The sequence below is a fragment of the Agarivorans sp. B2Z047 genome (genome assembly GCF_023373605.1).
Lineage (GTDB): Bacteria > Pseudomonadota > Gammaproteobacteria > Enterobacterales > Celerinatantimonadaceae > Agarivorans > Agarivorans albus.
The window spans coordinates 1,300,313-1,324,551 of record NZ_CP088080.1 but is presented as its reverse complement, the minus strand read 5'-3'; the positions used below and the strand labels follow the sequence as shown (position 1 = coordinate 1,324,551).

18 protein-coding genes and 1 other RNA gene are annotated in these 24,239 nt (G+C 44.1%); 9 read left to right on the top strand and 10 right to left on the bottom strand.

What is annotated here, in order from left to right; all coding sequences use genetic code 11:
• Positions 1-201 precede the first annotated feature (201 nt).
• Complete coding sequence (locus LQZ07_RS06110; protein ID WP_152780304.1) at positions 202-3,411, top strand: RNA-directed DNA polymerase; 3,210 nt, start codon at positions 202-204, stop codon at positions 3,409-3,411.
• 11 nt (positions 3,412-3,422) lie between these two features.
• Positions 3,423-3,890, top strand: a complete 468-nt coding sequence (locus LQZ07_RS06105; protein ID WP_227981112.1) for a hypothetical protein — start codon at positions 3,423-3,425, stop codon at positions 3,888-3,890.
• Between the two features lie 148 nt (positions 3,891-4,038).
• On the opposite strand, the gene gcvP is transcribed toward LQZ07_RS06105, so the two are convergent.
• The 3 genes from gcvP to gcvT form a co-directional block, all read right to left on the bottom strand.
• Positions 4,039-6,924 carry an aminomethyl-transferring glycine dehydrogenase gene (gcvP, locus tag LQZ07_RS06100; protein WP_152780306.1) on the bottom strand — a complete coding sequence of 962 codons (2,886 nt, stop codon included), beginning with the start codon at positions 6,922-6,924 and terminating at the stop codon, positions 4,039-4,041.
• A gap of 111 nt (positions 6,925-7,035) precedes the next feature.
• On the bottom strand, positions 7,036-7,428 hold the full coding sequence (gene gcvH / locus LQZ07_RS06095; protein WP_016403167.1) for a glycine cleavage system protein GcvH: 393 nt from the start codon (positions 7,426-7,428) through the stop codon (positions 7,036-7,038).
• 78 nt (positions 7,429-7,506) lie between these two features.
• Positions 7,507-8,598, bottom strand: a complete 1,092-nt coding sequence (gcvT, locus tag LQZ07_RS06090) for a glycine cleavage system aminomethyltransferase GcvT (RefSeq protein ID WP_152780309.1) — start codon at positions 8,596-8,598, stop codon at positions 7,507-7,509.
• 996 nt (positions 8,599-9,594) lie between these two features.
• Between gcvT and LQZ07_RS06085 the strand changes: the two genes are divergently transcribed.
• Entirely contained in the window at positions 9,595-10,044 is a 450-nt protein-coding gene (locus LQZ07_RS06085) for a hypothetical protein (protein ID WP_040307507.1), read from the top strand.
• The gene (locus tag LQZ07_RS06080) at positions 10,044-10,544 is read left to right on the top strand and encodes a GNAT family N-acetyltransferase (RefSeq protein ID WP_152780311.1); all 501 of its coding nucleotides are present in this window, start codon (positions 10,044-10,046) and stop codon (positions 10,542-10,544) included. Before LQZ07_RS06085 ends, LQZ07_RS06080 begins: the two co-directional genes overlap by 1 nt.
• 183 nt (positions 10,545-10,727) lie before the next feature.
• On the opposite strand, the gene LQZ07_RS06075 is transcribed toward LQZ07_RS06080, so the two are convergent.
• From LQZ07_RS06075 to LQZ07_RS06055, 5 genes are all read right to left on the bottom strand, one after another.
• Positions 10,728-11,936 (bottom strand): FAD-dependent monooxygenase, encoded by a 1,209-nt coding sequence (locus tag LQZ07_RS06075; protein ID WP_152780313.1) that lies wholly within the window; start codon positions 11,934-11,936, stop codon positions 10,728-10,730.
• 19 nt (positions 11,937-11,955) lie between these two features.
• On the bottom strand, positions 11,956-13,176 hold the full coding sequence (gene ubiH / locus LQZ07_RS06070) for a 2-octaprenyl-6-methoxyphenyl hydroxylase (RefSeq protein WP_152780315.1): 1,221 nt from the start codon (positions 13,174-13,176) through the stop codon (positions 11,956-11,958).
• A gap of 1 nt (position 13,177) precedes the next feature.
• Positions 13,178-14,473 carry a Xaa-Pro aminopeptidase gene (pepP, locus tag LQZ07_RS06065; RefSeq protein WP_249483568.1) on the bottom strand — a complete coding sequence of 432 codons (1,296 nt, stop codon included), beginning with the start codon at positions 14,471-14,473 and terminating at the stop codon, positions 13,178-13,180.
• Between the two features lie 24 nt (positions 14,474-14,497).
• Positions 14,498-15,064 (bottom strand): UPF0149 family protein, encoded by a 567-nt coding sequence (locus tag LQZ07_RS06060; RefSeq protein ID WP_016403173.1) that lies wholly within the window; start codon positions 15,062-15,064, stop codon positions 14,498-14,500.
• Positions 15,065-15,156: 92 nt separating this feature from the next.
• Positions 15,157-15,762 (bottom strand): hypothetical protein, encoded by a 606-nt coding sequence (locus LQZ07_RS06055; protein WP_152780317.1) that lies wholly within the window; start codon positions 15,760-15,762, stop codon positions 15,157-15,159.
• A 270-nt stretch (positions 15,763-16,032) separates the two neighbouring features.
• Here LQZ07_RS06055 and zapA point away from each other — a divergent pair, with 270 nt between their 5' ends.
• From zapA to LQZ07_RS06030, 5 genes are all read left to right on the top strand, one after another.
• Positions 16,033-16,347 (top strand): cell division protein ZapA, encoded by a 315-nt coding sequence (zapA, locus tag LQZ07_RS06050; RefSeq protein ID WP_152780319.1) that lies wholly within the window; start codon positions 16,033-16,035, stop codon positions 16,345-16,347.
• A 47-nt stretch (positions 16,348-16,394) separates the two neighbouring features.
• A non-coding RNA gene (gene ssrS, locus LQZ07_RS06045) (6S RNA) lies at positions 16,395-16,575 on the top strand.
• A gap of 557 nt (positions 16,576-17,132) precedes the next feature.
• Positions 17,133-18,314, top strand: a complete 1,182-nt coding sequence (locus tag LQZ07_RS06040; RefSeq protein WP_152780321.1) for a hypothetical protein — start codon at positions 17,133-17,135, stop codon at positions 18,312-18,314.
• Complete coding sequence (locus tag LQZ07_RS06035) at positions 18,311-19,333, top strand: sensor histidine kinase (RefSeq protein WP_152780323.1); 1,023 nt, start codon at positions 18,311-18,313, stop codon at positions 19,331-19,333. The genes LQZ07_RS06040 and LQZ07_RS06035 overlap by 4 nt, the downstream gene beginning before the upstream one ends.
• Positions 19,321-20,070, top strand: a complete 750-nt coding sequence (locus tag LQZ07_RS06030; protein WP_152780325.1) for a LytTR family DNA-binding domain-containing protein — start codon at positions 19,321-19,323, stop codon at positions 20,068-20,070. The genes LQZ07_RS06035 and LQZ07_RS06030 overlap by 13 nt, the downstream gene beginning before the upstream one ends.
• A gap of 72 nt (positions 20,071-20,142) precedes the next feature.
• On the opposite strand, the gene LQZ07_RS06025 is transcribed toward LQZ07_RS06030, so the two are convergent.
• Complete coding sequence (locus tag LQZ07_RS06025) at positions 20,143-21,846, bottom strand: solute:sodium symporter family transporter (RefSeq protein WP_016403182.1); 1,704 nt, start codon at positions 21,844-21,846, stop codon at positions 20,143-20,145.
• 68 nt (positions 21,847-21,914) lie between these two features.
• Entirely contained in the window at positions 21,915-24,017 is a 2,103-nt protein-coding gene (locus LQZ07_RS06020) for an alpha-galactosidase (RefSeq protein ID WP_152780327.1), read from the bottom strand.
• Between the last annotated feature and the right edge of the window lie 222 nt (positions 24,018-24,239).

The window sequence follows — 24,239 nt, the reverse complement described above, 5'->3', positions numbered from 1 at the left end:
TACTCGACCGTTCATCGACTACATCAGCGGTATGGCCGTTCAATACGCCTAAGACGAATTCAGAACGTTTAACCTGACAAGCGTATTTAATATAAATTTATCAATAATAGATAACTAGTCTAACTCTCAGATTTTTAATATGAAACTTGAAGCGGTCGTAAAAAAGGCGTAAAGAATTTACTAAAATTTAAGGTTTAAAAAATGAATACAAACAGTAGCTTTTCAGGTTGGCACAACCTTACTATTCAGGATTTACTCATTGCTTACAGAAAAGCAAAAGCAGATTGTTTTTTTGAAGACACGTTTCCAACAGCAATAAAGTTCGCAGAATACGAACAAGACTTATTAAACAATCTAAATAATCTCCTCGAAGAACTAAAAAAAAGAAAAGGATTCAAAAACGACAAAAGGCTCTTAGGTGAGTGTCGTTTATTACCAAAAAAACTTGATTTACAGAATAAGAAAGATATCAGTAATTGCCACATTCATTTTTCTGATCCTGAGCGTGCCTTTGATAATCTTATAAAAACTAAAAAATTAACACCTAGCTTCAGAGTGGTTGGCGATTTTCCTGTTGATACGCATGTAATTTCAGCGTTATGGATAAATTTGATTGGTCACAAATTTGATGCATCTCTAGACGATAACTGCTATGGGGCTAGACTTCGCAGAATTCGTAGTGAAGAAGAATTGGATAAAGGGGCAGACAAACCATTTCATATTAGTGCCATAGGATCTTTTAGACCCTACTTTGAACCATACCAAAGGTGGCGTAAAGACGGCCTGAATGCAATCAGAGGAGAACTAGATAAAAATCGTGACGTCATAGCTGTGTCTCTAGACCTGAAAAGTTACTACCACCAAATTGACCCAACAATAATTTCTTCAAAAGTACTGGCTGAGTATTTGGGGTTATCATCTTCTTTATCTAAAGAAGATGAGGACTTTAACCGCCAAATAGCTGCTTTCATGAAGAACTGGTCAGATAATGCAAGTTCCTTCTCAAAAAAACTGGGGTTTGGAAATCGAGATAAAGTCAACGGTGGTCTCACAATAGGTTTAACAGCATCTAGAATTATCTCCAATGTGCTGCTTCACAAGTGGGACAAATTAATTGTAGAGAAAGTTACACCTATTCATTACGGCCGTTATGTTGACGATATGTTCATAGTCCTGAGAGATAGTGGTGAAATAAGTAATACTGATGACCTAATGAAGTTACTTCAGTCTAGGTTAGGTAAACTAGGTAATAATAAGTGTCTTGACAAGAAAGCTAACTCAATATGGCGAATAAATCTTAACAAAAATTATCAAAATGATAGCGTTATCGAGCTTCAAGCTAACAAACAAAAGCTATTCATTTTAAATGGCCAAGCTGGGAAAGATTTACTAGATAGCATCGAACATGAAATTCAAGAGCTATCTAGTGAACACCGTTTAATGCCTTCACCGGATCAATTGGAAAACACTATTGCAGCAGGTGTATTATCTGCATCGGCTTCCATTGGCGAACATGCTGATAACCTAAGAAGAGCTGATGGATTAACAATTCGAAGGTTAAGTTGGTCACTGCAATTAAGCCATGTTGAAACACTAGCACGAGACTTACCTAAAAAAGTTTGGCAAAAAGAGCGCGAGGATTTTTACAGTTTTGCTCATAATCACATAGTTAGAGCAGATAATATTTTTGCACATTATACTTATTTACCAAGGTTACTTAGTTTCGCTGTCAGTCTTGAAGAATGGAATCAAGCAGAGCTAATTGTAAACAGATCTTTCGCAGCAATATCTAAACTGCAAGAACAAACTTCTTTAGAGAAAAGTAAAGTTGTTGTTAATGGTCAGACTTGCAGTCCAAGTAAAGAAATATGGAACTATGTATTCGGCTCATTAGCTTGGGCTTTTATCGATGCTGCGGCTAGAAGTTACGCCCCAGAAAAAATGTCAACAACCACCAGAACAAAAAGAGAGTCAAAACTTGCTAAGACTTTCTTAATTCAACTATATAAAAATTTAGATTCATCGCAAATACAAATCAATCCTTATTTTAAAGTAGAAGAATTTTACAACAAAGCTCCACTTTTAGCATCGGCCGATTTAGCTCGGACACCATACAAAAGCCTGCTAAAAAAGAATATTTTGCCAACTCTATTAGAACAATACTCTGAAGAAAAAGATCGCTACCTAATAAATGAAATGGAAAAAACAGGTCTTGTTGACACAAGTAATTTGATTGAATTTTTAAAGCTAACCCGCTCCCGCAGACTTCCTAAACCAGAAAAAGGAGAGCGGACGCAAGAGAGCTACAGGCCTTATCTATTTCCCACTAGACCATACACACCTGCAGAAATAGCAGAACTTGAACCTAGGTGTGTAGGAATTGGTCAACTAGAAGGGAAAAAACCACCAGTCATCTGGGCTAATTATGTTAAGGCAATTAGAGGTGTTTGGGTTAAACCAACTCTCATTTCAATGGAACAATTGACAGAGTTCGAAAGTGATGACGTGCGTTACTCAAAACCTCTATGTAAAATAGGCAATGATAGAAAAAACAAAATAATCGTCGCTATAACTAATATGCTTACAACAGATAAAGCTTGGGCTGACTCTGCAAGTGGGAAACCATTACTCTCATTAAACCGCTACAAACGCATATCAGCAATCGTAAACAATGCCGTAAAAATCACTCCAAAACCAGATTACTTAGTTTTTCCTGAATTATCATTACCAATTGACTGGGTGCAAAGCGTATCTAGCCGATTAAGCAGAGCTGGAATTAGTTTAATCGCGGGAACAGAATATAGGCATTTCACAGGTAATAAACTAGTCAGTCAAGCTTGTTTGCATTTAGCTGATAATAGGCTTGGATTCCCCTCATCCGTTCGAATATGGCAAAACAAGTTACAGCCAGCCCCCGCCGAAGATAAAGAGCTTATTTCAAAACATGGAAAATACTGGAAAGCGTCTCACTCAGAAAAACCGATTTATATACATAATGATTTTCACTTTGGTGTCATGGTATGTTCAGAATTACAAAATAGTAAAGCTAGAATTGCTTTCCAAGGAGAGGTGGATGCGTTAATGATATTATCCTGGAATCAAGATCTCGATACATTTTCTTCCTTGGTCGAGGCTGCAGCATTAGATGTTCATACTTATGCGATTCTTGTAAACAATAGTAAATACGGCGACAGTAGAGTAAGAGCGCCTAGTAAAGAATCCTTTAAAAGAGACCTTGCTCGTCTTAGAGGCGGAGAAAATGATTTTTGCGTTACTGTGGAGCTTGATGTTTCTAAGCTTAGAACATTCCAAAGCAGAGCCAAGAGGTGGCCTGATAACCTAGATCCTTTTAAACCTGTTCCTGAAGGTTTTAAAATAAGTAAAAATAGAAAACTACTTCCAGCCAAATAGGAGATTTTAAGTTGAGTTGTTTTAATACTAATTGGTCTGTATTTTTAGATATAAATATGTGGATCAAATGGAGCGGTCTTTTTACTAATTTAATGACACCAACAGTCGCTTTATTCGCATTATTTTTTGCCTATAGACAACTTGCTTCTCATAAAAGGGAGTCCCGTAGTGCTACTGCTCACAATATTTATAATCAATATCTTTCATTGTGTATAAATAATCCTAGTTTTGCTAACGGAATGGATAAACCAGATAAACAGTGCCAAATTTATGGTCAGTATTGCTGGTTTGTATCTACAATACTCTTTACTTTCGAACAATTATTGGAAACCCAATCAGAAAATGAAAAATGGGAAAAGACAATTAAATCTCAATTGCTTATACATAATGACCTTTTAATACGTTCAAGCACAATTAAAAATAATCAATGGAGTGATAAGCTGACCATAATAATCGATAGTATCAACAGAAAAGCCTAGGGCTGCCTGCTTACTTTAAATGATATATTATGAAAAAAGAGTCATAGAAGCTTCAAATTTAATTGCTTTTTACTCTTTTATTATATCAAAAAAAGCGAAGCATCGCTGCTTCGCTTTCTATCATAACACACTGAAAAACTTTTGATTTTTACTCTTGATAGGCTTCCATCGGAAGGCAAGCGCAGAATAAATTTCTATCCCCATACACATCATCAATGCGGTTTACCGTAGGCCAGAATTTGTTTTGCTTAACTGCGTCACATGGGAACACGGCAAGCTCGCGGCTGTAGTTGTGGGTCCACTGGGCGTCGGTTAAATCATCTAGGGTATGCGGGGCAAACACTAGGGGGTTGTCTTGTAGCGTCCACTCGCCGGTTTCTACTTTGGCTATTTCGGCACGTATCGATAACATCGCATCAATAAAGCGGTCGATTTCGGCCAGCGATTCCGACTCGGTAGGCTCTACCATTAAGGTGCCCGCTACTGGAAAGCTCATGGTTGGCGCGTGGAAGCCGTAGTCATTTAAGCGCTTGGCTACGTCCATTTCGCTAATGCCAGTGGCTTCTTTCAGTGGGCGCATATCAATAATACACTCGTGCGCTACGCGGCCATTTTTACCACTATACAAAATAGGGAAGCCTTGGCTTAAACGGCTAGCTAGGTAGTTGGCGTTTAGAATGGCAATCTCTGATGATTGGCGCAGCCCTTGGTTACCCAACATGGCCACGTACATCCAACTAATTGGCAAGATAGACGCGCTGCCGTAAGGCGCTGCCGATACCGCGGCATTGGCGTGGCTAGCTTTACCATTGCTTACTACGCTGTGGCCTGCCACAAACGGTGCCAAGTGGGCTTTAACGCCAATTGGCCCCATACCTGGGCCACCGCCACCATGTGGAATAGCAAAGGTTTTGTGTAGGTTTAAGTGGCTTACGTCTGAGCCAATAAAGCCTGGCGAAGTAATGCCTACTTGTGCGTTCATGTTGGCGCCGTCCATGTACACTTGGCCACCATTGTCATGAACAATGTCGCAAATCTCTTTAATGGTTTCTTCGTATACGCCGTGAGTACTTGGGTAGGTAATCATCACACAAGACAACTGCTCGGCTAGCTCTTCGGCTTTGCTGCGCATGTCGTCCATGTCTACGTTGCCCTCTTTATCACAGGCCACTACCACTACTTTTAAGTTAGCCATTTGTGCAGAAGCAGGGTTAGTACCGTGCGCCGAGCTAGGAATTAAACAAATGTTACGGTGATGGTCGCCGCGGCTAGCGTGGTATTTTTGAATCGCCAATAAGCCCGCATATTCGCCCTGCGCGCCCGAGTTTGGCTGCATACAAATTGAATCGTAACCGGTAATGTTTACTAGCCAATCTTCTAGCTGGCTAATCATAGCGTGGTAACCCTGCGCTTGGTCACTTGGGCAGAAAGGGTGCATGCTGGAAAACTCTGGCCAAGTTACTGGGATCATCTCGGCGGTGGCGTTTAGCTTCATGGTGCATGAGCCTAGCGAAATCATCGAGTGGTTTAGCGCTAAGTCTTTACCTTCTAGCTTGCGAATGTAACGCAATACATCGGTTTCGCTGCGGTAGCGGTTAAATACTTCGTGCTCCAAAATTGGCGTATCACGTAGTAGCGTTTCTGGAATGCAGGTTTCACCTTTTACTACAGCATCTAAACGCGCGGCATCTAAGCCGTGGTCTTCGCCTAGTAATACCGTGAACAGGTCGTTTACATCAGCTGCGGTGGTAGTTTCATCAAGACTAAGTGCTACGCTGCTGTCTAGGTCCATACGCAGGTTTATGCCTAATGCTTCGCTACGTGCTTTGATCGCCTCTTTATCGCTTACTTTGATGCTTAGAGTATCAAAGTATTGGGCGTGCTCTGGGCTTAGGCCTTTGGCCTCTAGGCCATGAGCAAGAATAGCGGTTAAACGGTGAATGCGTTGGGCAATGGTGCGCAGGCCATCAGGGCCATGAAATACTGCATAAAACGAGGCCATGTTGGCTAGCAATACTTGGGCAGTACAAATGTTTGAGTTAGCTTTCTCACGGCGAATATGTTGCTCGCGGGTTTGCAGTGCCATACGCAAGGCAGGCTTGCCGCGCCTGTCTTTAGATACGCCAATAATACGACCCGGTAGCGAGCGCTTGTAAGCGTCACGGGTGGCAAAAAATGCGGCGTGTGGTCCGCCGTAACCCATTGGTACACCAAAACGTTGGGCACAGCCTAGTACAACATCGGCACCCATCGCTCCCGGCGATTTAAGCATCACCAAAGCCATAATATCGGCCGCTACAGCCACAATGCCTTTGTTGCTATGCACTTGTTCAATTAGCTCGCTTAGATCGCGCACTCGGCCAGTAGTACCGGGGTATTGCAGCAGCGCGCCAAACACATTGTGCTCAACCACGCTTTCGGCTGGGCCTACTTCTACGTCGAAGCCAAAGAAATCGGCACGCTCTTTTACTACGTCGATGGTTTGTGGGTGCACGTCGTCGGCAATAAAGTACAGGTTACATTTTTTATTTTTAGACACACGCTTGGCTAGTGCCATAGCCTCGGCTGCGGCAGTGGCTTCATCTAATAACGAAGCACTAGCTAGCTCTAAGCCAGTTAAATCTAGGGTTAACTGTTGGAAGTTAAGCAGTGCTTCTAAGCGGCCTTGGGCAATCTCTGGCTGGTAAGGCGTGTAGGCGGTGTACCAACCAGGGTTTTCAAATACATTACGTAAAATAACGTGCGGTACATGGGTATTGTGGTAGCCCATACCAATGTAGCTACGGTAAACCTTGTTTTGCTTAGCTAGCTTACGTAATGCAGCAAGCGCTTGTTGCTCGGTAAGGCTGTCGCCAATATCTAAGCCTTTGTTTAGACGAATTTGTTCAGGCACCGTTTGCTCGATAAGTTGCTCAACAGAGCTTAAGCCAAGCTGTTTAAGCATGGTGTTAACTTCGGCTTGATCGGGGCCAATATGGCGGCGAATAAAGTCTTGGTTTTGCTCTAGTTCGGTTAACGGCAAAGACGGGTTCATTAAACTATTCCTGTATTACTGAAACAAAATGCGTTGCGTTTAGTCGGGTTTATTATTGTGTTACGGATAAAAAAAGCGCCCCGACTAGCGGAGCGCATTTTTGATCAAAGCTTATTCATCTTCTTCGATAGTGGCGGCGTAATCTTCGGCCGAGAGTAAGTTCTCTAGCTCGCTTTCGTCGCTTACTTTTACTTTAAACATCCAACCGTCGCCGTAAGCATCGCTGTTTACTTGCTCGGGTGAATCTTCTAGCTCTTCGTTAATTTCTACTACTTCGCCGCTTAGTGGCGCGTAGATGTCTGAGGCAGCTTTAACCGACTCGGCCACTGCGCAGTCATCGCCTGCGTCTATATCGTCGCCTACGTCTGGTAAGTCAATAAACACCATGTCGCCAAGTAGCTCTTGCGCGTGCTCACTAATGCCAACGGTGTATACGCCATCGCCTTCTGAACGTACCCACTCGTGAGTACTGGCATAACGCAGTTCGGCAGGGATATTAGCCATAATTCCTTTCCTCTATAAGTTCTTACTTAAGGTTTTAATTTAAAGTTAAATCTACAAACAAAATTCGATTATTTGGGCTTACACTTTGGCGCCATTACGCACAAATACAGGTTTTACTACTTTCACTTTAACCTGTTTTTTGCGCATTTCCACTAAGGCTTCTTCTACATCGCAATTGGCGATACGAGCCAGCGCAATACTTTGACCCAAAGTAGGCGAGAAAGTGCCACTGGTGACAACACCAGGTAACGCTTCGCCATATTCATTAACAACGGTAACTGCTTGCCCTGCACGCATTACGCCTTTGCTTTCCATGACTAAACCCACCAGCTTGTCGGTGCCTTCGGCTTTTTGAGCTTCTAAGGCTTGGCGGCCAATAAAGTCGCGTTCTTGCGGCTCCCATGCAATGGTCCAGCCCATGTTTGCCGCTAGCGGTGAAACGCCCTCGTCCATGTCTTGACCATATAAATTCATGCCAGCTTCTAAACGCAAGGTATCGCGCGCGCCTAAGCCACAAGGTTGTACGCCTTGTGCTTCTAGGGCTTTCCAAAGCGCTACCGCTTTATCTTGAGGAACGACAATTTCGTAGCCTTGCTCACCGGTATAACCGGTGGTAGCAATAAATAAGTCGCCAGCTTGTACACCAAAGAATGGCTTCATGCCTTCTATCGCAAGGTTTTGGTCGTTGTCTAATACTGCAGAAGTCAGCTTTTTAGCCTGTGGGCCTTGTACCGCAATCATGGCCAGCTCTGGGCGCTCGGTAATGCTTACTGCAAAATCGCTGGCTTGTTGGTTGATCCACGCTAGATCTTTTTCACGCGTAGCCGAGTTAACCACTAAGCGGTAATCGGTTTCGCTAAAGTAATAGGTAATAAGGTCGTCAATCACGCCGCCTTCATGGTTTAACATGCCGCCGTAAAGCGCTTTACCTTTAACGGTAAGCTTGGCTACGTCGTTAGCTAATAGTTTTCGAAGAAAAGCTTGGGCTTGCTCGCCCTGTACATCAACAATGGTCATGTGGGATACATCAAACATGCCGGCGGCTTGGCGAACAGCGTGGTGCTCTTCGATTTGTGAGCCGTAGTTAATCGGCATTTCCCAGCCGTGAAAATCCACTAACTTTGCGCCTGCGTCGAGGTGCGCTTGATGAAGTACCGTTTGCTGTGTCATGTGCTGATCCCTTTATTATGAGGACGCGAAGGATAAACTCCCCCTGCTAATGCTGAACAATTATAGCGAGATGTGAGCAACAAGAAAGCACCAATCACAAGCTGAGCTAATCTATAGGCTGCACAATTTACTTACATCCCTTCAACAGCGTGGTGACAAGCTTTAGCTTAAAACGTCCAAAAACAGCAAAAAACACCAACAAACCAAGCCAATCCTTAGTTATTCACTAATTATTGCTAGCCTGCGCAAACATAACCACAATTTAAAAGGCTGACTCAAAATCACCAATCATTAGTTAAACTAATCCACAAGAAAAAACTTAATAAAAATAAATCACCTGTTTGAGCGCATCCAGTTAGACATTTTGTGGATGTAAATCCTTCCAATAACGAATCAGTTATTTCGCTTAGCTTAATACAAGCTAGCTTTACGACACGAAGAGCCTAGCCAAATACAGGCGCAGCCTGTATTAAGTATTTACTGCTCTTCAAAGTAGTAAACGTTAGCGTTGTAAGCACTAAATAATAGCAATTCAAAGCAATAAATAGACATTAAAGAAAACTCAGCTGGTTATTCATGAAAGCCAAGCTTTTATGTGACATCTGTAATAACTAAAAATAACCACCAAAAAAACATCAGCTTTTACTGATTAAGATCAATAATAATAAACATATTTATCACCTAACCTGTAAGTGAATGAATTATGAAGGGATCTCAAATGAATTCACTTAATGAGTTAAAAGGTAAGCTACGATTAATATTTAAATCACCTAACTTAAACATTTCCTTAAAATACAGTCTTGCAAAAAATGAAGGACCTTTTTTTAGCGAGTTCACACGATCATTTTATAAAGAAGTAACAAGACGACATCCTAAAATGCCAATATTTGGCCGAATGACCCGTGAGTAGCGGTTTGTACGTTGGGTGCCGACTACGATTCATATTTTAAGTCTCTAGAAAGTTCAGCTCGAAGAAACGTAAGAAAAGCGTTGCGCATGGGTTATGTATTCGAACCTATCATTTACAATGACTACCTTGATGAGATTTACGAAATCCGCTGCTCGACTAGCGTTCGCCAAGGGGCAATGGACGCAGAAATGTTGAATAACAAGCCAAAGCCTAACACTGATAAAAAATCTAAGAGTGGCACCCATAACTATCCATACTTTGGAGTATTTGATAGCAACAGAAAACTAGTCGCTTATGCGGGCTGTATAGTCGCCGGAGAACTTCTTGAGCTTTCACATTTTTTTGGGCACAAAGATTACCAAAAAGATGGAATCGTCCCCTTACTTATTACCGAGATTGCCAGAAAAAGCATTGAGGGCTACTCAGGTGTTAAATACTTCGTTTACGGTTCATATGTAAACTCTTCTGAAACATTAGCTCGATTCAAAAAGAAACTGATGTTTAAGCCTTACCATGTGCATTGGAAATTACACTGATGAAGCAGTTTGTTTATTCACTCGACTTTAATGAAGTTGTTCCTTGTGAAAAGAAAGATCATTCTTCTAAAAGCGAGATGGTGATTATTGATAGTTTCACCTCATTTATTAGAAATATAAGCATGCTGAGCGGCCATTTTGGCTCAGGGAGAGTACTCTTAAAGCTTCTGTTAAAAATCTCGTTGAAGAGAAGTTCAATGTATTGCTCTGGAACTAAGAAAACACTTCATAGCCATGGATTCATTACTTATGGCCGCTGCAAGCATTACCCAGTAGAACTCTCCGACGCAGTTATTGGTCCTGTGTTTACTAACAAAAACATGCGTGGACAAGGACTAGCAACCCGAGCTCTAGTTTTTGCAACGCAACACATACAAGCTAGGAACAAATCTAAAAGGATTATTATCGATACTAGTGAAGACAACTATGGGATGCAGATAGCAATAAAAAGAGCAGGATTCAATGGACCGATAATGGAGTTTCAACGTGACGAATGTTGAGTAGCAGTAGCTTAATTTCAAGCCTGACAGAAAAATAGTTATGCGTTTGCGTATCTATGCGCTGATGCTCCCGCAGAGTGTTCATCAATGAGTACAACAACTCAATGCCCTCATCGGGCACCACCATCAATAAGCTTAACAACTAAAATCGCTGACACTTAGCTTAAGTGTCAGCATTAAAACTTAGGCTTTTAAGCTAGCTCGTTTAGGTAAGTCACCTTCTAAACCCAAGGCGCGGCGCATGGCTTGTTGCTTGAGCGGTTCGGCCTTATCCACCAAACTCATGCCTACTCCACGCAGTAACTTAAGTGCTGGGTTGGCGTTGCCAAATAAGCGTTTAAAAAACTCCATTGAGGCGATCATTTGGCTGGCTTCGCTTTTACGCCAGCGCTCAAAGTGGCGTAGGTTGGCGTAGTCGTTAATGCTCTCGCCTGCTTGTTGCATTGCAATTAGCTCTTGCGCTAGCGCGGCAGCATCCATTAATCCTAGGTTTACACCTTGCCCAGCTAAGGGATGAATGGTGTGGGCGGCATCGCCAATAAGGGCAAAACCTTTACCGGCAAAATCGCGTGCGTAACGCATCCGCAGCGGGAAGCCGGCGCACTCGCCTACTCGTTCACACAAACCTAAGCGATTATCAAAGGCCATGGTAAGTTGTTTATTAAACTCTGCCTGGCTCATGGCTTGCAGCTCTGCGGCTCTGTCGGGGGAAACCGACCAAACAATCGAACAAGTATTGGCATCACTTAATGGCAGAAAAGCTAAAGGCCCTTCTGGGGTAAATATTTGGCGGGCACAATCTTGATGCGGTTCCGCAGTTTTAATGGTGGCCACAATGGCAGTGTGCTGGTAATCCCAATAAGTGAGAGGAATATCTAGTTGTTGGCGCAGCCAAGAGTTTGCGCCATCTGCCGCCACCAGCAGTTTCGAGCTTAAGCCTTGGCCGTTGGCAAAACTTAGCCAAGATTCACTATCGCCGCGGTGTAATTTGTCTACCGCCTGCTCAATAATAGTAACATTGCTTTGCTGGCTAACTTGTTGCCATAAAGCGTGGCGAATAATGTCGTTTTCTACAATGTGACCAATGTTTGGCACCATCATCTTTTCTGCTTGAAAACGAATTTTAGCAAAGCTGTCGTGCTCCCAAACTTGCATGTCGTTATAAGGCGCGACTCGCTGCTCTACTATGCTTTGCCATACTCCTAGCGATTGTAAAAACTGTTGAGAAGACAAACTAAGTGCACTCACTCGCAAGCTGTATTCGCTCAGTTCTGGCGGCTGTGAGGGTTTAGGTTCAACAATAGCAATACGCAATGGACTGTCGGCCAGAGCGCTGGCTAAGGCCAAACCTACCATTCCACCACCAATAATTGTTAAATCAACCGCTTGCATTTGCCTGTCCTAGTCCTGATTAAGAGAGATATAAACCTAAGCTTTGTTTCGCTAGCAGCGATTTAAAGCGAGGTGAAAGTTGCATAGCCATTAGGCCAAGGTTTCGTGGAACCACCGAAGTTTTGTCGTTGCTGGCAAACAAACTAGCCAGCGTAGATGTCATAGAGATAGTGCGGGCATTATCTTGCTCACGCGCTTGTTGGTATGCATCTAATAGGCTGTGCGCGCCTAGATCTCCGCCGCAGCTCCACTGCTGTTGAATTAGTTCCGCCAGAGCTGCCACATCGCGCAGCCCTAAATTAAAGCCCTGCCCGGCAATAGGATGCAGCGCATGGGCGGCATTGCCGAGTACCAATAAACGGTGGCTAAATAAGCGTGGATAGTGGCGCAGTACCAGTGGGTAGGCAACACGTTTGCCTACACCAATAAAGCGCCCAGCACGGTAACCAAAAGCGCGTTGTAGCTCCGCTAAAAACTCGCTTTCACTGGCCGCTTGCAGGCGCTGAGCATCCTCGCCAGTAAGTGACCAAACCACCGACCAACGATTGTCGGTCATAGGTAATAGCGCTAATGGTCCATCTTCGGTAAAGCGCTCAAAGGCGCGACCAGCGAGATCTTGCTCGGCCTGCACATTGGCAATTAAGGCAAATTTGCCAAAATCATGTTGCTGTTGATTGCCTATTTGCTTACCCACTAGTGACTCAGCGCCATCTGCGCCCACTAATAAACTAGCACTAATGGTTTGCTGCTTATCTAGCTCTACAAGTACTTGCTCAGACTGCTGCTCAATCTTGTTTACCTTGTTGGGGCAAAACAGCTGCACTTGCTGGCGCTGGCTAAGTAAAGTGTGAAACTCTCTACCCGCATGTTCTAGCTCTATCACTTGCCCTAGAGCATCAAGCTGATACTCCTGAGCATCTAAGGTGGTATACCCGCAATGGCCACGATCTGAAACATGAATATGCTCTATGGCGCAGGTATGTGGCGCTAAGTACTGCCACAAATTTTGCTGTTTAAGCCACTGCTCTGAGCCAGCCGATAAAGCAATCGCGCGACCATCAAAGCCTGGGTGCTGGCCAAAATTTAGCTCGGCGGCCTCGATAACCGCAATGCGCAATGGCTGCTCAGTGCGGCCATTACTTAAGGCCAAGGCGAGGCTTGCGCCTGCCATGCCCGCACCCACAATGGCAATATCAAAGTGCTGATACTGCTCTTGGTCTTGGATTTGAGCCTTGCTCATACTAGCCATTTGCCATTAGCGCTTCTATTTCGGCGATAGATTTAGGCACATCGCTGGTCAGAATTTCACGACCATCGCTGGTTATCACCACATCGTCTTCAATACGAATACCTATGCCTTGATAAGCCGCTTGTACTTCGGCATCTGCAGGAATATACAGGCCAGGTTCAATGGTGATGGCCATGCCCTCTACCAATGGTCGAGTGCGCTTTACATCGTAATAGTCACCCACATCGTGTACGTCTAGGCCAATCCAATGCCCTAAGCCGTGCATGTAATATTCTTTGTAGGCTTCTTCTTCAATAAGTGTGGCTACATCACCTTGCATAATGCCTATATCAACCAAGCCACTTACCATAATGTTTAGCACTACTTGGTTAACCTCATAAATCGACACGCCCGGTTTTAACATATCTAAAGCGGCTAACTGGGCGTCTAAAACCACCTTGTAAAGCTTGGCTTGCTCTGGGCTAAACTTGCCGTTTACTGGGAAGGTACGGGTAATGTCACCGGCATACATTTGGTATTCGGCGCCTGCGTCAATCAACACTAAATCGCCATCTTGCATCACGCTTTCGTTCTCGGTGTAATGCAGAATACAAGCGTTGTCGCCAGCACCAACAATGGTGCCGTAAGCGGGTGCGCGCGAGCCAGCCATTAGAAATTCGTGATGAATTTCGGCTTCTAACTGATATTCCCACATGCCTACTTTACAACTGCGCATAGCACGCACATGGCCAGCGGCAGAAATCTCACCGGCTTTGCGCATTAGCGCCACTTCGTCAGCAGATTTTATCAAGCGCATTTCATCAACAATGGGTCGCCAATCTTCGATTTGCTTAGGCGCTTTAAAGCCTTGGCGCAAACCATTGCGTAAACACTCGATGGCAGCAAAAATCTGTTGATCGTAAGCGGGGTAACGCCCTTGCGCTAAATACACCTTATCTAAACCATCTAGCTCAAGATGCAAGTGCTCGCCTAGCTCTTCTATAGCGTGGGCTTTATCCATGCCTAAATCGCTAACGGCTTGCTCTTGGCCTAAACGGCGGCCTTGCCAAATTTCGGCTAGCTTATCTTTACGGCGATTAAACAACACAGTGCGAGTTTCGCCAGCGTGTTTGATCAGCAATAACAATGCGCTAGGTTCGTTAAACCCAGAGAAGTAATAAAAGTCGCTGTCTTGGCGAAAGGGAAACTCAGTATCGCGGCTGCGCGTTTGTTCTTCGGCAGCACAGAAAATCGCAACACTGTTATCTGACATGGCAGCAAATAACTGCTGACGACGTTGTAAAAACACAGCAACTCCTTGGCTTATGAGTGTTTAATGCAATGTAGGTTGTTGTTGGTCGCTATCACTGGCAGTTAGGTGAGCAAAGATAGTAATGGCGCCAATACGCACGTATTCCACCACTTGGAAAAGTGCTTGTTCGTTTTCTTCTTCGTCATCATCTAAATCGGAAGATAATTGGCTAATTTCGGTAAAATCTTTAACCAGCTCTTGTACGTCTTCCGAGAGTTTATTCAGGTCGTTTTGCACTACCCCAAAACCTACCAAAAAGCTTTGCACCCATTGGGCTAAGGCTTCGGTGCGCTCTTCAACCACTACTTCGTCATCGGGCAGCATTAATTGAAAACCTAACAAGCTGTCGCTCATACCACTGTGGGTAGCTTCCATTACAATTTTTAACTGCTTTTTAATCTCAACAGGTAGGCCCTGGCCATCGTTAATAAGCGCATTAATCTGGCTCATCCAGTCGCCATCACTGGGTAAACCCGCTGCCAGTAGGCCGCTTAACAGACCATGAACTTCGGCAGGGCTTACCAATATTTTTGAACCTATGAGTAGTTCACCCAGATCTTCGTAATCTGGATATGCAATTTTAGTCACATTAAATACCTAGCTACTTTTAGTTGGCTAATCCTAACACTGCTTAAGGGTAGCAGCCATTTTTAAACCTATATTTAGTGGCAGTTTATGGGCTATTTCTGCTGAGCTTCTTTCAGCTGTTGGCGGCGCAGGCGCACTCGCTCAATATATTGATCGCGAAACAGTTTAATTAAGGTGCTTTCTTGTTGGCGAATAAATCGCGCTGACATGTGAGTGGCCTTGGTAAATTGCAGGCACAACTGTGGGTAAGGATCGCGCTTGTTTTCAATCTTGCGAATAATTCTCGCCTCGAACTGATGCTCGTAACCTTCGGTACTGTAAAGCAGGCTTAAATCTTCGAATTCGTCTTGGAGATCTTTAGGCAGGTAATCAACAATTTTGCTTAGGTCCTTATGAAAAATGATCCGCCCCACCAATATTTTGCTGGAAATAGGCAACGGCTCCGCTGAAGATCGCCATTGAATACGGCAGCCACCTTCAGATACATCTAACACCGGGAAAACATGATCATCTAAATACATCATCGGCATGAACTGCGCAGCGTAAGCGTCTTTCACTTCTGATTTTTTGCGGCCTTGAGGGTCAACATTGGCAATTTTAGTGTTAACCATTTTTATGAGGAGCTGAATCAAACGCACTGGGTAAACAATGCGATAAAATCTGCGACGTTCATCGGCAAAACTGCCTGCTTGCGCCATGAAGCTTTGTATCCTGTCTACCTAAAAAACTTTGTAAACTGGCGTTAGCGTTAACGCTCAAATAATTATAGTTGGCTATGGTGGACAAATCGTTAGTGATATTCAAGCAAACAAACTGGGTTTTATGAGACCGATAACGCAGATTTGTTTAGCTTTACAGCAAACTGCTCGTTATTGCCGCAGCTTGCACCAAGCCGCAGCAACAATGGTTGCAAGTTAACGCGCAGCGCTATATATTCAGTCGATAATAGAGTTTAGCTAAGGCGAATCATGACGCAGGGCGTAGACATAATATTGTTAGGCAAGAACTACCGTGTAGCTTGCCCGGTAGGTGAAGAAGATAAACTTCGCCAAGCCGCCGACGAATTATCTCAACGTTTAGAAGCGCTCAAAGAAAAGAGCAGCGTTAATAGTACCGAGCACTTAGCCATTATGGTTGGTTTGCACCTCTCTTACGAGCTGCATAACGAACAAGCAAAAAATCAGAATTATGCTGATAACATGAATCAGCGCATAGTAGAGCTACAAAACACCATTGAACGCGCCTTGCTAGAGCAGAGCCAACCAGTGGGTAATGTTGAATAGAGTACTCGCAGGGTATTCGAAGTTTTACTACAGTGTATAAAGAGTTTAGTTTCCTGGGGTGTTCGCCAGTTGGTGATGTCCCTGAGCCGATAATTGTATCTTAAGGGTAATTTTTCCCTGCTATTGAGCATGCTCAGCCCGACTGAGAAGCCTACGGTAGGGTCTTGTTTCCCGCCTTGAACCTCATGGTTCAAGGGCTAAAATCAATAGCGGCACTCTGGGTACTTCTTTCTTCCTCTAATTGTTTCTCCACCCTCCTTCAGAACTTCATTGTTGAAAAGCTGAAATCAACAGCGACACTTTGGATACTTGTTTCCTAAAAAACCGACCCACAAATAGTAATCACATACTCGATAGCCAAGACTGTGCTTTTCAATCCCATCATCTTCGCCGAGTAGCGCAAATGAACAAGGGAGCAGAGTTGAAGTCTGTTTGAGCGTAGCGAGTTACTTCAACTCCCTTGTGAATGCGCAACGGAGGATCTAAGAAGATGCAGGGCGAGTTTTCTTTTTGCTTAGCTAAGCTTTGCTCGTTGAAGCCTAATGACGTCGCCGCAGGCGAAAGCCTTAACTCTGTAGCTAACACATAAAGGTGCAAAACCTATTTAGTTCACCCAAACAGTTCACATTCCAATAACCCACGTAAAACCTCAATAACTCCCCAACCACTTATCGCTTGTTAAAACACTTTATCAACTTAACTCACCGTTTATCGCATTCAAATCAGTTCCCTTAGCCACTCTCGTAAGCTAATGCTCAAAGGACACGATTTAACTAGGAAAAGTTTTGGCTCAATTTCGTTTTATTTGGCTGCTATTGTTTACCAGTACTTTTAGCCAAGCAGCTTGGCAACAGCAATGGCATTTAGAACTAGATAGCGGTTTTGCTAGCGCTTCAAATAGCCCGGTGTTCGACAGTGAGGACCAATGGTTTGGCGATGCAGCCCTGCGCTGGTTTCCTCAATATGGCAATGTACAAGGGCAGCTAGTGGCATTAAGCCAAGCCAAACAAAAGCAAGATAACCAGCATGATTTAATTGTGGCCGAGCTATTCTGGAAAACCGAGCTAGCCGAGCGAGACTTGTTAGTTGGTAAACAACGCATCGACTTAGGCGTAAGTTATGGTTTTCGCCCTTTGGATATGTTCCTGCCGTATCGGCGTAACCCGGTAGCAATTCAAGTAGAAGAAGGAGTGGGCGTATTAAGCCTTAGCCAGTTTAGTGGCAATGGCGAATATGCTTTATTTTATACCGACTCTTACCTAGCAACCGAATCAGAAGGCCTACAGCAACGCGGCCTAGGTTTACGTTGGTATCAACTTAATAACGATAGCGAATGGCAGGCAATAAGCTATTACGACAATAAACGCGCGCTTAACCTAGGTGGAACATGGGTCACCACCTTTGGTGATGCTTGGGAACTACATGCCGAGAGCCGTTACCAGCAGCATTATCAGTGCAGTGTTAGCCAACTAAACAGCAGTAATATTGGTCAAGTATCACCAGTAATCGAACAAGAATTTAATCATGGTTTTCAAGCACTAATAGGCATGACCTGGGCAAATTTAAATGGTGATAACCTTATCCTAGAATATTGGTTTGATAACCGCGCGCTAAACCAAACACAATGGCAACACGTCGCCGATATTAGTTATTACTTACAGCAACAAAGTGGCGACATTAGCAACTTACGCTTTTCCCAAGGTGAAGTGTTTAATGGTCAAAATTTGCTGCAACACAATGTAATGCTGCATTGGCATCGTGACATAGAAGATTGGCAACCGGCGTTTGATTTAATGCTAGCGCCAGAAGACGGCGGCGTGATCGCTACAGCAAGGCTGGATTACGAATTTAGCCAAGGATGGACGCTTGGCGCAAGGCTGCGCTATCTTGGTGGAGCGAGTGATGCGGTATATAGCTTATTACCGGAAAACAAAGTTGGTTTAATAAAACTCGAGGGACTCTTTTGAACAATAAATGCCTTTTATCAGTGTGGCGCTCGTTGGCAATTTGCGCGCTGTTTTCCTTCCCCATTGCCTACCTCACCAACGCAATTTGGGGCGGCCCCTATTGGATGCATTTTGTTATTGCCTTAGGTTTTGGCACGGTAGGTACTTGCACCACTATGTTGATTGATACCATGTTTCCCAAAATGAGTAGCTTTTGGGCATTCGTGCTGAGCGCCCCGCTCACTTTAAGTATAGGCAGCGCCCATACTTGGTATTGGATAAGCCCTTATTACGATGACTTTGATTGGCCCTTAATGCTTAAAGTAGTGATTATTGGCTTATTTTTCTGTGCCGTTATTTACTACTACTTTTTTAGCCGCGAGCAAAACCTAAGCATGGCTTCGGCGCTGCAACAAGCCGAGTTAGAAAAGCTAAAAGCGGAGCAAGCACTTACCTACAGCCAACTAAAATTACTGCAAAGCCAAATTGAGCCGCACTTTTTGTTTAATACTCTAGCTAATTTAAAAGCACTCATCGCAGTAGAGCCCAAGCAAGCAGAAATTCTGTTAGATAAATTCACCGAGCTATTAAGAGTTACCCTTAAAAAAAGCCGCCAAGAGAGCATTCGCCTAGAGGATGAGGTAGCAGGTATTAGTGCCTATTTAGCGATTCAGCAAATTCGCTTAGGTGAGCGCCTGCAGTATTCAGTAACGCTTACTTCGCAAGAGCTTAACCAGCGCCAATTACCACCCATGTTATTGCAGCCTTTAGTTGAAAATGCAGTTTTTCATGGCATTGAACCAAAGGCCGAAGGCGGCCATGTAAATGTGCGCATTAATGTGGACGAGCAGCGCTGGCAAATAACTATCGAAGATAACGGCGTTGGCTTTAAGCAAGCCGCCAAACAAGGCCATGGTTTGGCCTTGAGCAACATCCAAAAACGGCTAGCAAGCTTATTTCCCAATCAAGCTAGTTTACATATTCAAGCTTTAGAAACCGGCGGCACCTTGGCCAAATTGGAGTTTCCATGCGAGCAATAATTGTTGATGACGAACCCTTACTGCGTTTTCATTTAGACAAAATGCTGGGGGAATGTTGGCCAGAGTTAGAGATTGTAGATAAGGCCGGCGATGGCCCAAGCGCCTTAGCCGCTGCCGAACAACTGGCCGCCGACGTGGTTTTTCTGGATATTCGTATGCCCGGCATGACTGGCATTGAAGTGGCACAAAAGCTCAACCAGCTAGCTAAACCACCACATATTGTATTCACCACTGCTTTTGATGAATATGCGATTCAAGCCTTTGAACAACAAGCCGTTGATTATTTGCTTAAACCCATTGATGAGCAGCGTTTATTGCAAACCTGCCAACGTATTCAGCAGCGCCAAACAAGTGCTGAAGCTAGCCCCAGCTACGACCTTCAAGCATTAGTGCAAGCACTAGACGAAAAGCCCGAATACTTACAATGGATAAGAGCCAGTAAAGGAGAGGCGGTAGAACTTATTGCCATCGATAACATTTTGGCATTTGTGGCGGAAGATAAATACACCACGGTACGCAGCCAGCAAGGTGACTACGTTATTCGAACGCCACTAAAAGAGTTGCTAGGCCAAATTGAACCGGGATTATTTTGGCAGATTCATCGCTCAACCTTAGTTCGAGTTAACGCCATTAAACGGGTGAACAAAAACATGCTTGGCAAGCTCACCGTAGCATTAGAAGACAATAGCGAATATCCGGTAAGCCGCAGCGCCAACCATTTGTTTAAAGCGATGTAAGCCTTAACGATTAACCTTTTTCCTAGGCATAAAAAAGCCCAGCGCTAAGGCTGGGCAAAAGCCCGCTAAGAATTAGCTTGCTTCAGCTTCTGGCTGAAGTTGTTTACGTTTAAGGTGTCTGAAGAAGATACCCACCAGCATAATCAAACCGCAGAATCCGTAAGTTTGCAGCAATGTAGGATCATCTGACATTAAGCCGATATCTGAGAACATGATGAACGCGCCCAATACCATGTAAAGCACAATGGCCGATGCTTCAAAACGAAACTCCCAAGGTGTTACATCCATGTCTTTGTTAATAGGCATAACATAGTCTTGCTCGCGTGGTTTAAAGGCGCCAATTACAAACATTAAGATGGTACATACCACAAACAATATGGCTAATTGGTGTAGGAAGTGCAAAGGCGTTTCAAACACTAACTGCATCGCAGCGTAAGATGATACAAACACCACCAAAGCTACTTTGGCGGCGATAGCAGGAACACGCTTAGAAATGTAGCCAACAAATACAATGGTAAAGATTGGCACACTAAAAAAGCCAGCAACCATTTGTAAGTATTGGAATAAACCTTCTGGCGCAAACATAATAAATGGTGCAATACACACTGCAATAATCGCAATAAGTACGCCAAACACACGGCCCTTAGCCACCAACTCTTGGTCTGATTTACCATGACCAAATAAAGGCTTGTATACGTTAAGGGCAAACAAAGTAGTAGAGCTGTTTAACACCCCGTTAAAGGTACTAAGAATGGCACCAAACATTACTGCCACAAAAAAGCCCACTAGTGGTTTTGGTAATACTTCGTTTACTAAGCGGGTATACATCGTATCTGGGTTACCTGCATCCGCACCGAACATATGGAAGGCAATAATCCCGGGAATAATTAAGAACAATGGTGAAATAACTTTAATACCACCGGCTAAAATTACCCCTTTTTGTCCTTCTTTAAGGTTTTTAGCCCCTAAAGCACGTTGGATAATAGATTGGTCGGTTCCCCAGTAGTACAAGTTTACTAACAGCAAACCGGTAAACAGGGTTGAGAATGGTAGTGGATCAGTTGAGGTGCCCACCGACTGCAGCTTCTCTGGTGCAACCGTAACAATTTGATGTAAGCCATCACTAAAGCTGCCGCCACCTAATACCATTAAACCAAATACCGGAATCATTAAGCCGCCAATAATTAGGCCTACACCGTTAATGGTATCGGCAATTACTACCGCTTTTAAACCGCCGTAAATGGCATAAAAGAAGCCTAAAACGCCAATAGTGGCAGAAATAATCGCAATAGCCGCAAACTCAGACACACCCAGTAAAGTTTGAATATCGAAGATTTCACCTAATACCACTGCACCCGCGTACAAGGTAGTAGGCAAAATGTTAATCACGTACTGGCATAGGAACAGCAAGGTGACAAACTTCTTCACCGATAAGTCATAACGGCTTTCTAAAAAGTCTGGAATGGTGGTAATACCTTGTTTTAGATAGCGAGGCACTAATAGCAAGGCAATAATAATCAGGGTAACACCCGAGGCCACTTCCCAGCCCATTACACTCATGTTGTGCGTGTAAGACTGCGCACTCATACCCACAAAACTGGTCGCGCTTAAGTTAGTTAAAATTAACGAGCTGGCAATTAAGCCACCGGTTAAGCTACGGCCACCCAAAAAGTAGCCATCTTGGGAATCGTGCTTGTTTTTCTTAACTTTGTTGTAGGTAAATACCCCCACAAAGCCAGTAAACAGCAGGAACGATAAGAACACTGTTATAGACATGGTTAATCCTTCAAAAAGTTGGCGAGCGGCAATCACTGACCACTCGGTTGATACTAAAAACTCAATAACTAAATTCGTTTCAGGTGCACCATTAGCGCTGACTCGGGATCGAGGATCGGCAGGGTTAAGCCAATTTCACGCAGGTTATCGCCACTCAAGGTGAGGGTTTTATCTAACCAACTTGGGCGCTGTTTCATTAACTGGAAACTGGTCTCTGGCATTTCTACCAACTTAACTTGGTAGCTTGCTCCCGGCTCTACACAGCTAATGCGCAGGGGTGCAGGTAAGGCGTAATCCGGCATCGCTAACTGGCATACCGTGATCAACATTTCGTCGTCACTTTGTACGCCATTAATGTGTTGGCGATGATCCGAAGCATTTAAGCGAAAGCTTCGGCCACTGTGTAACAACTGGCGATATTCTTTGTGCAGCGCAATGTAGTGAGCAAAGGCTTGTTTTTCTTCGCTAGCCACTTTAACTGGGTCTAGCTCTACCCCCATGTGTCCGCTTAATGCCGTCATGCCACGCATGTTAATGTGATGACAACGACGGGTTGTATGGCTCTCATCTGGGCCGATGTGCGCGCCCATCACCTCTGGCGGGAAGAAATAGCTCATGCCACGCTGAATGGTTTGGCGCTCTAATGCATCATTACAATCTGAAGCCCAAAAACGATGAGTACGTTTTAGAATTTCAAAATCAATGCGGCCTCCGCCTGATGAGCAAGACTCGATTTCAACCTTAGGGTGTGTTGCTAGTAATTTGTCTAACAAGGCATATAGCGCTTTAGTTTGGCCATTAACCGCTGGTCGTCCAACATGCCCTGGCTGTACTAATTCGCGGTTCATATCCCACTTTAAGTACGCGATGTTATAGCGAGTAAGCAGCTCACTTAAACGCTCAAACAAGTAATCAAAACAATCTTGGTTTTGCAGGTTAAGTACGTACTGCCAACGGCCAGAAGGTTGATGATAGCCTTTAAGCTCAAGCACCCACTCTGGATGTTCGCGGAATAGGATAGAGTCTTTACTGATCATTTCTGGCTCAACCCAAAGACCAAACTCCATGCCTTGTTGATTTACATGCGCAATAACCGGCTCTAGGCCATTGGGGTATTTTTTCTCATCTAAATACCAATCACCTAAGGCACTGCGCTCGCCACTGCGTCCCACAAACCAACCATCGTCAATAATGAAACGCTCCACGCCCATTTCGGCGGCTTCGCTGGCCATTTTCATGATGTATTCAGGATCGTGCTCAAAATAAATACCTTCCCAAGTATTTAGGTGTACTGGGCGAGGTTTATTCTCAGGGAACTTAATAATGTTGGCGCGAACATAGCGATGGAAGCGATCCGAAATACCATTTAAACCGGTGTTGCTAGCACAGGCATACAACCAAGGAGTGCTGTAACTTTGCATGTAATCTAAACGTACTTCGCCAGCCAACAATAACTCACCAGCTTGCACAAAACGTCGGCCATCACTTTTTACATCAGCACGTAACTGATGGTTACCACTCCACCCTAAGTGAAAGCCCCACACCTGACCATTCTGCTGGTCGAAATTATTGCTACCGGCAAACAAACCAGGGAAGTTTTCATGCGAAGTACGGCCACGACGGTTCTCTTGCATAAAGCCACCATGGGAGAACGCCTGACGGTGCGTTTGGAACTCGCGGCTCCAGCGACCATGAAAAGTCATCAACTCGTTGGCGTGATGCGGTAAGGGTAAAGTGGCGGAAAGCTTAGTGAGATAGTACTTGGTGTGTTCCAAGTTGGTTACGCTAATGCGCTTTTTCACCACATCACTGTCGTAATCAAGCTCTATTTCAATCTTAAGCTCTAAGTGTGCAACGTCGTCTCGTAAAGTGAATACTGCACAGCCTTCACTTGAATAATGTTCCGTGGTGGTAAAAACCGGCGCCCAGTCGTAACCATTGCGGTGCCCTTCTATTCCGGGGGCATTAAAGTGGCCACTGCCCAGTTCAGGGCAAAGGCTTAAGGGCACATCCACATCTAAACGGGCTTGTGAAATTGGCCGCTCTGTCGATAGCAGAATATCTTCATCTATCTGCTCTATTTTATTGCCCCAATGCAAAATTTCTGGCACTCGAGCCAGCTTAATAATGAGGCTGCAATTTTTGCTACAAAGGTGAACAATCTGACTCATAACAACATCCAAGTGTTTGCGTAAATATTTAGCCGAAATATGCGCCTATTTGGTGTATAAGGCTATTTAATCGCCAGCACAATGTGATCAAGATCGATAGGGAAAACGTTTACCTGTGGCATTGATCGAGTTATGTTTTCGAAAACACAGTAACTACTGTAGCGCTAAATCGCGTTTTATTGGGTCAACTAAGATTTCCCTTAAACTGGGTGTTACAATTTG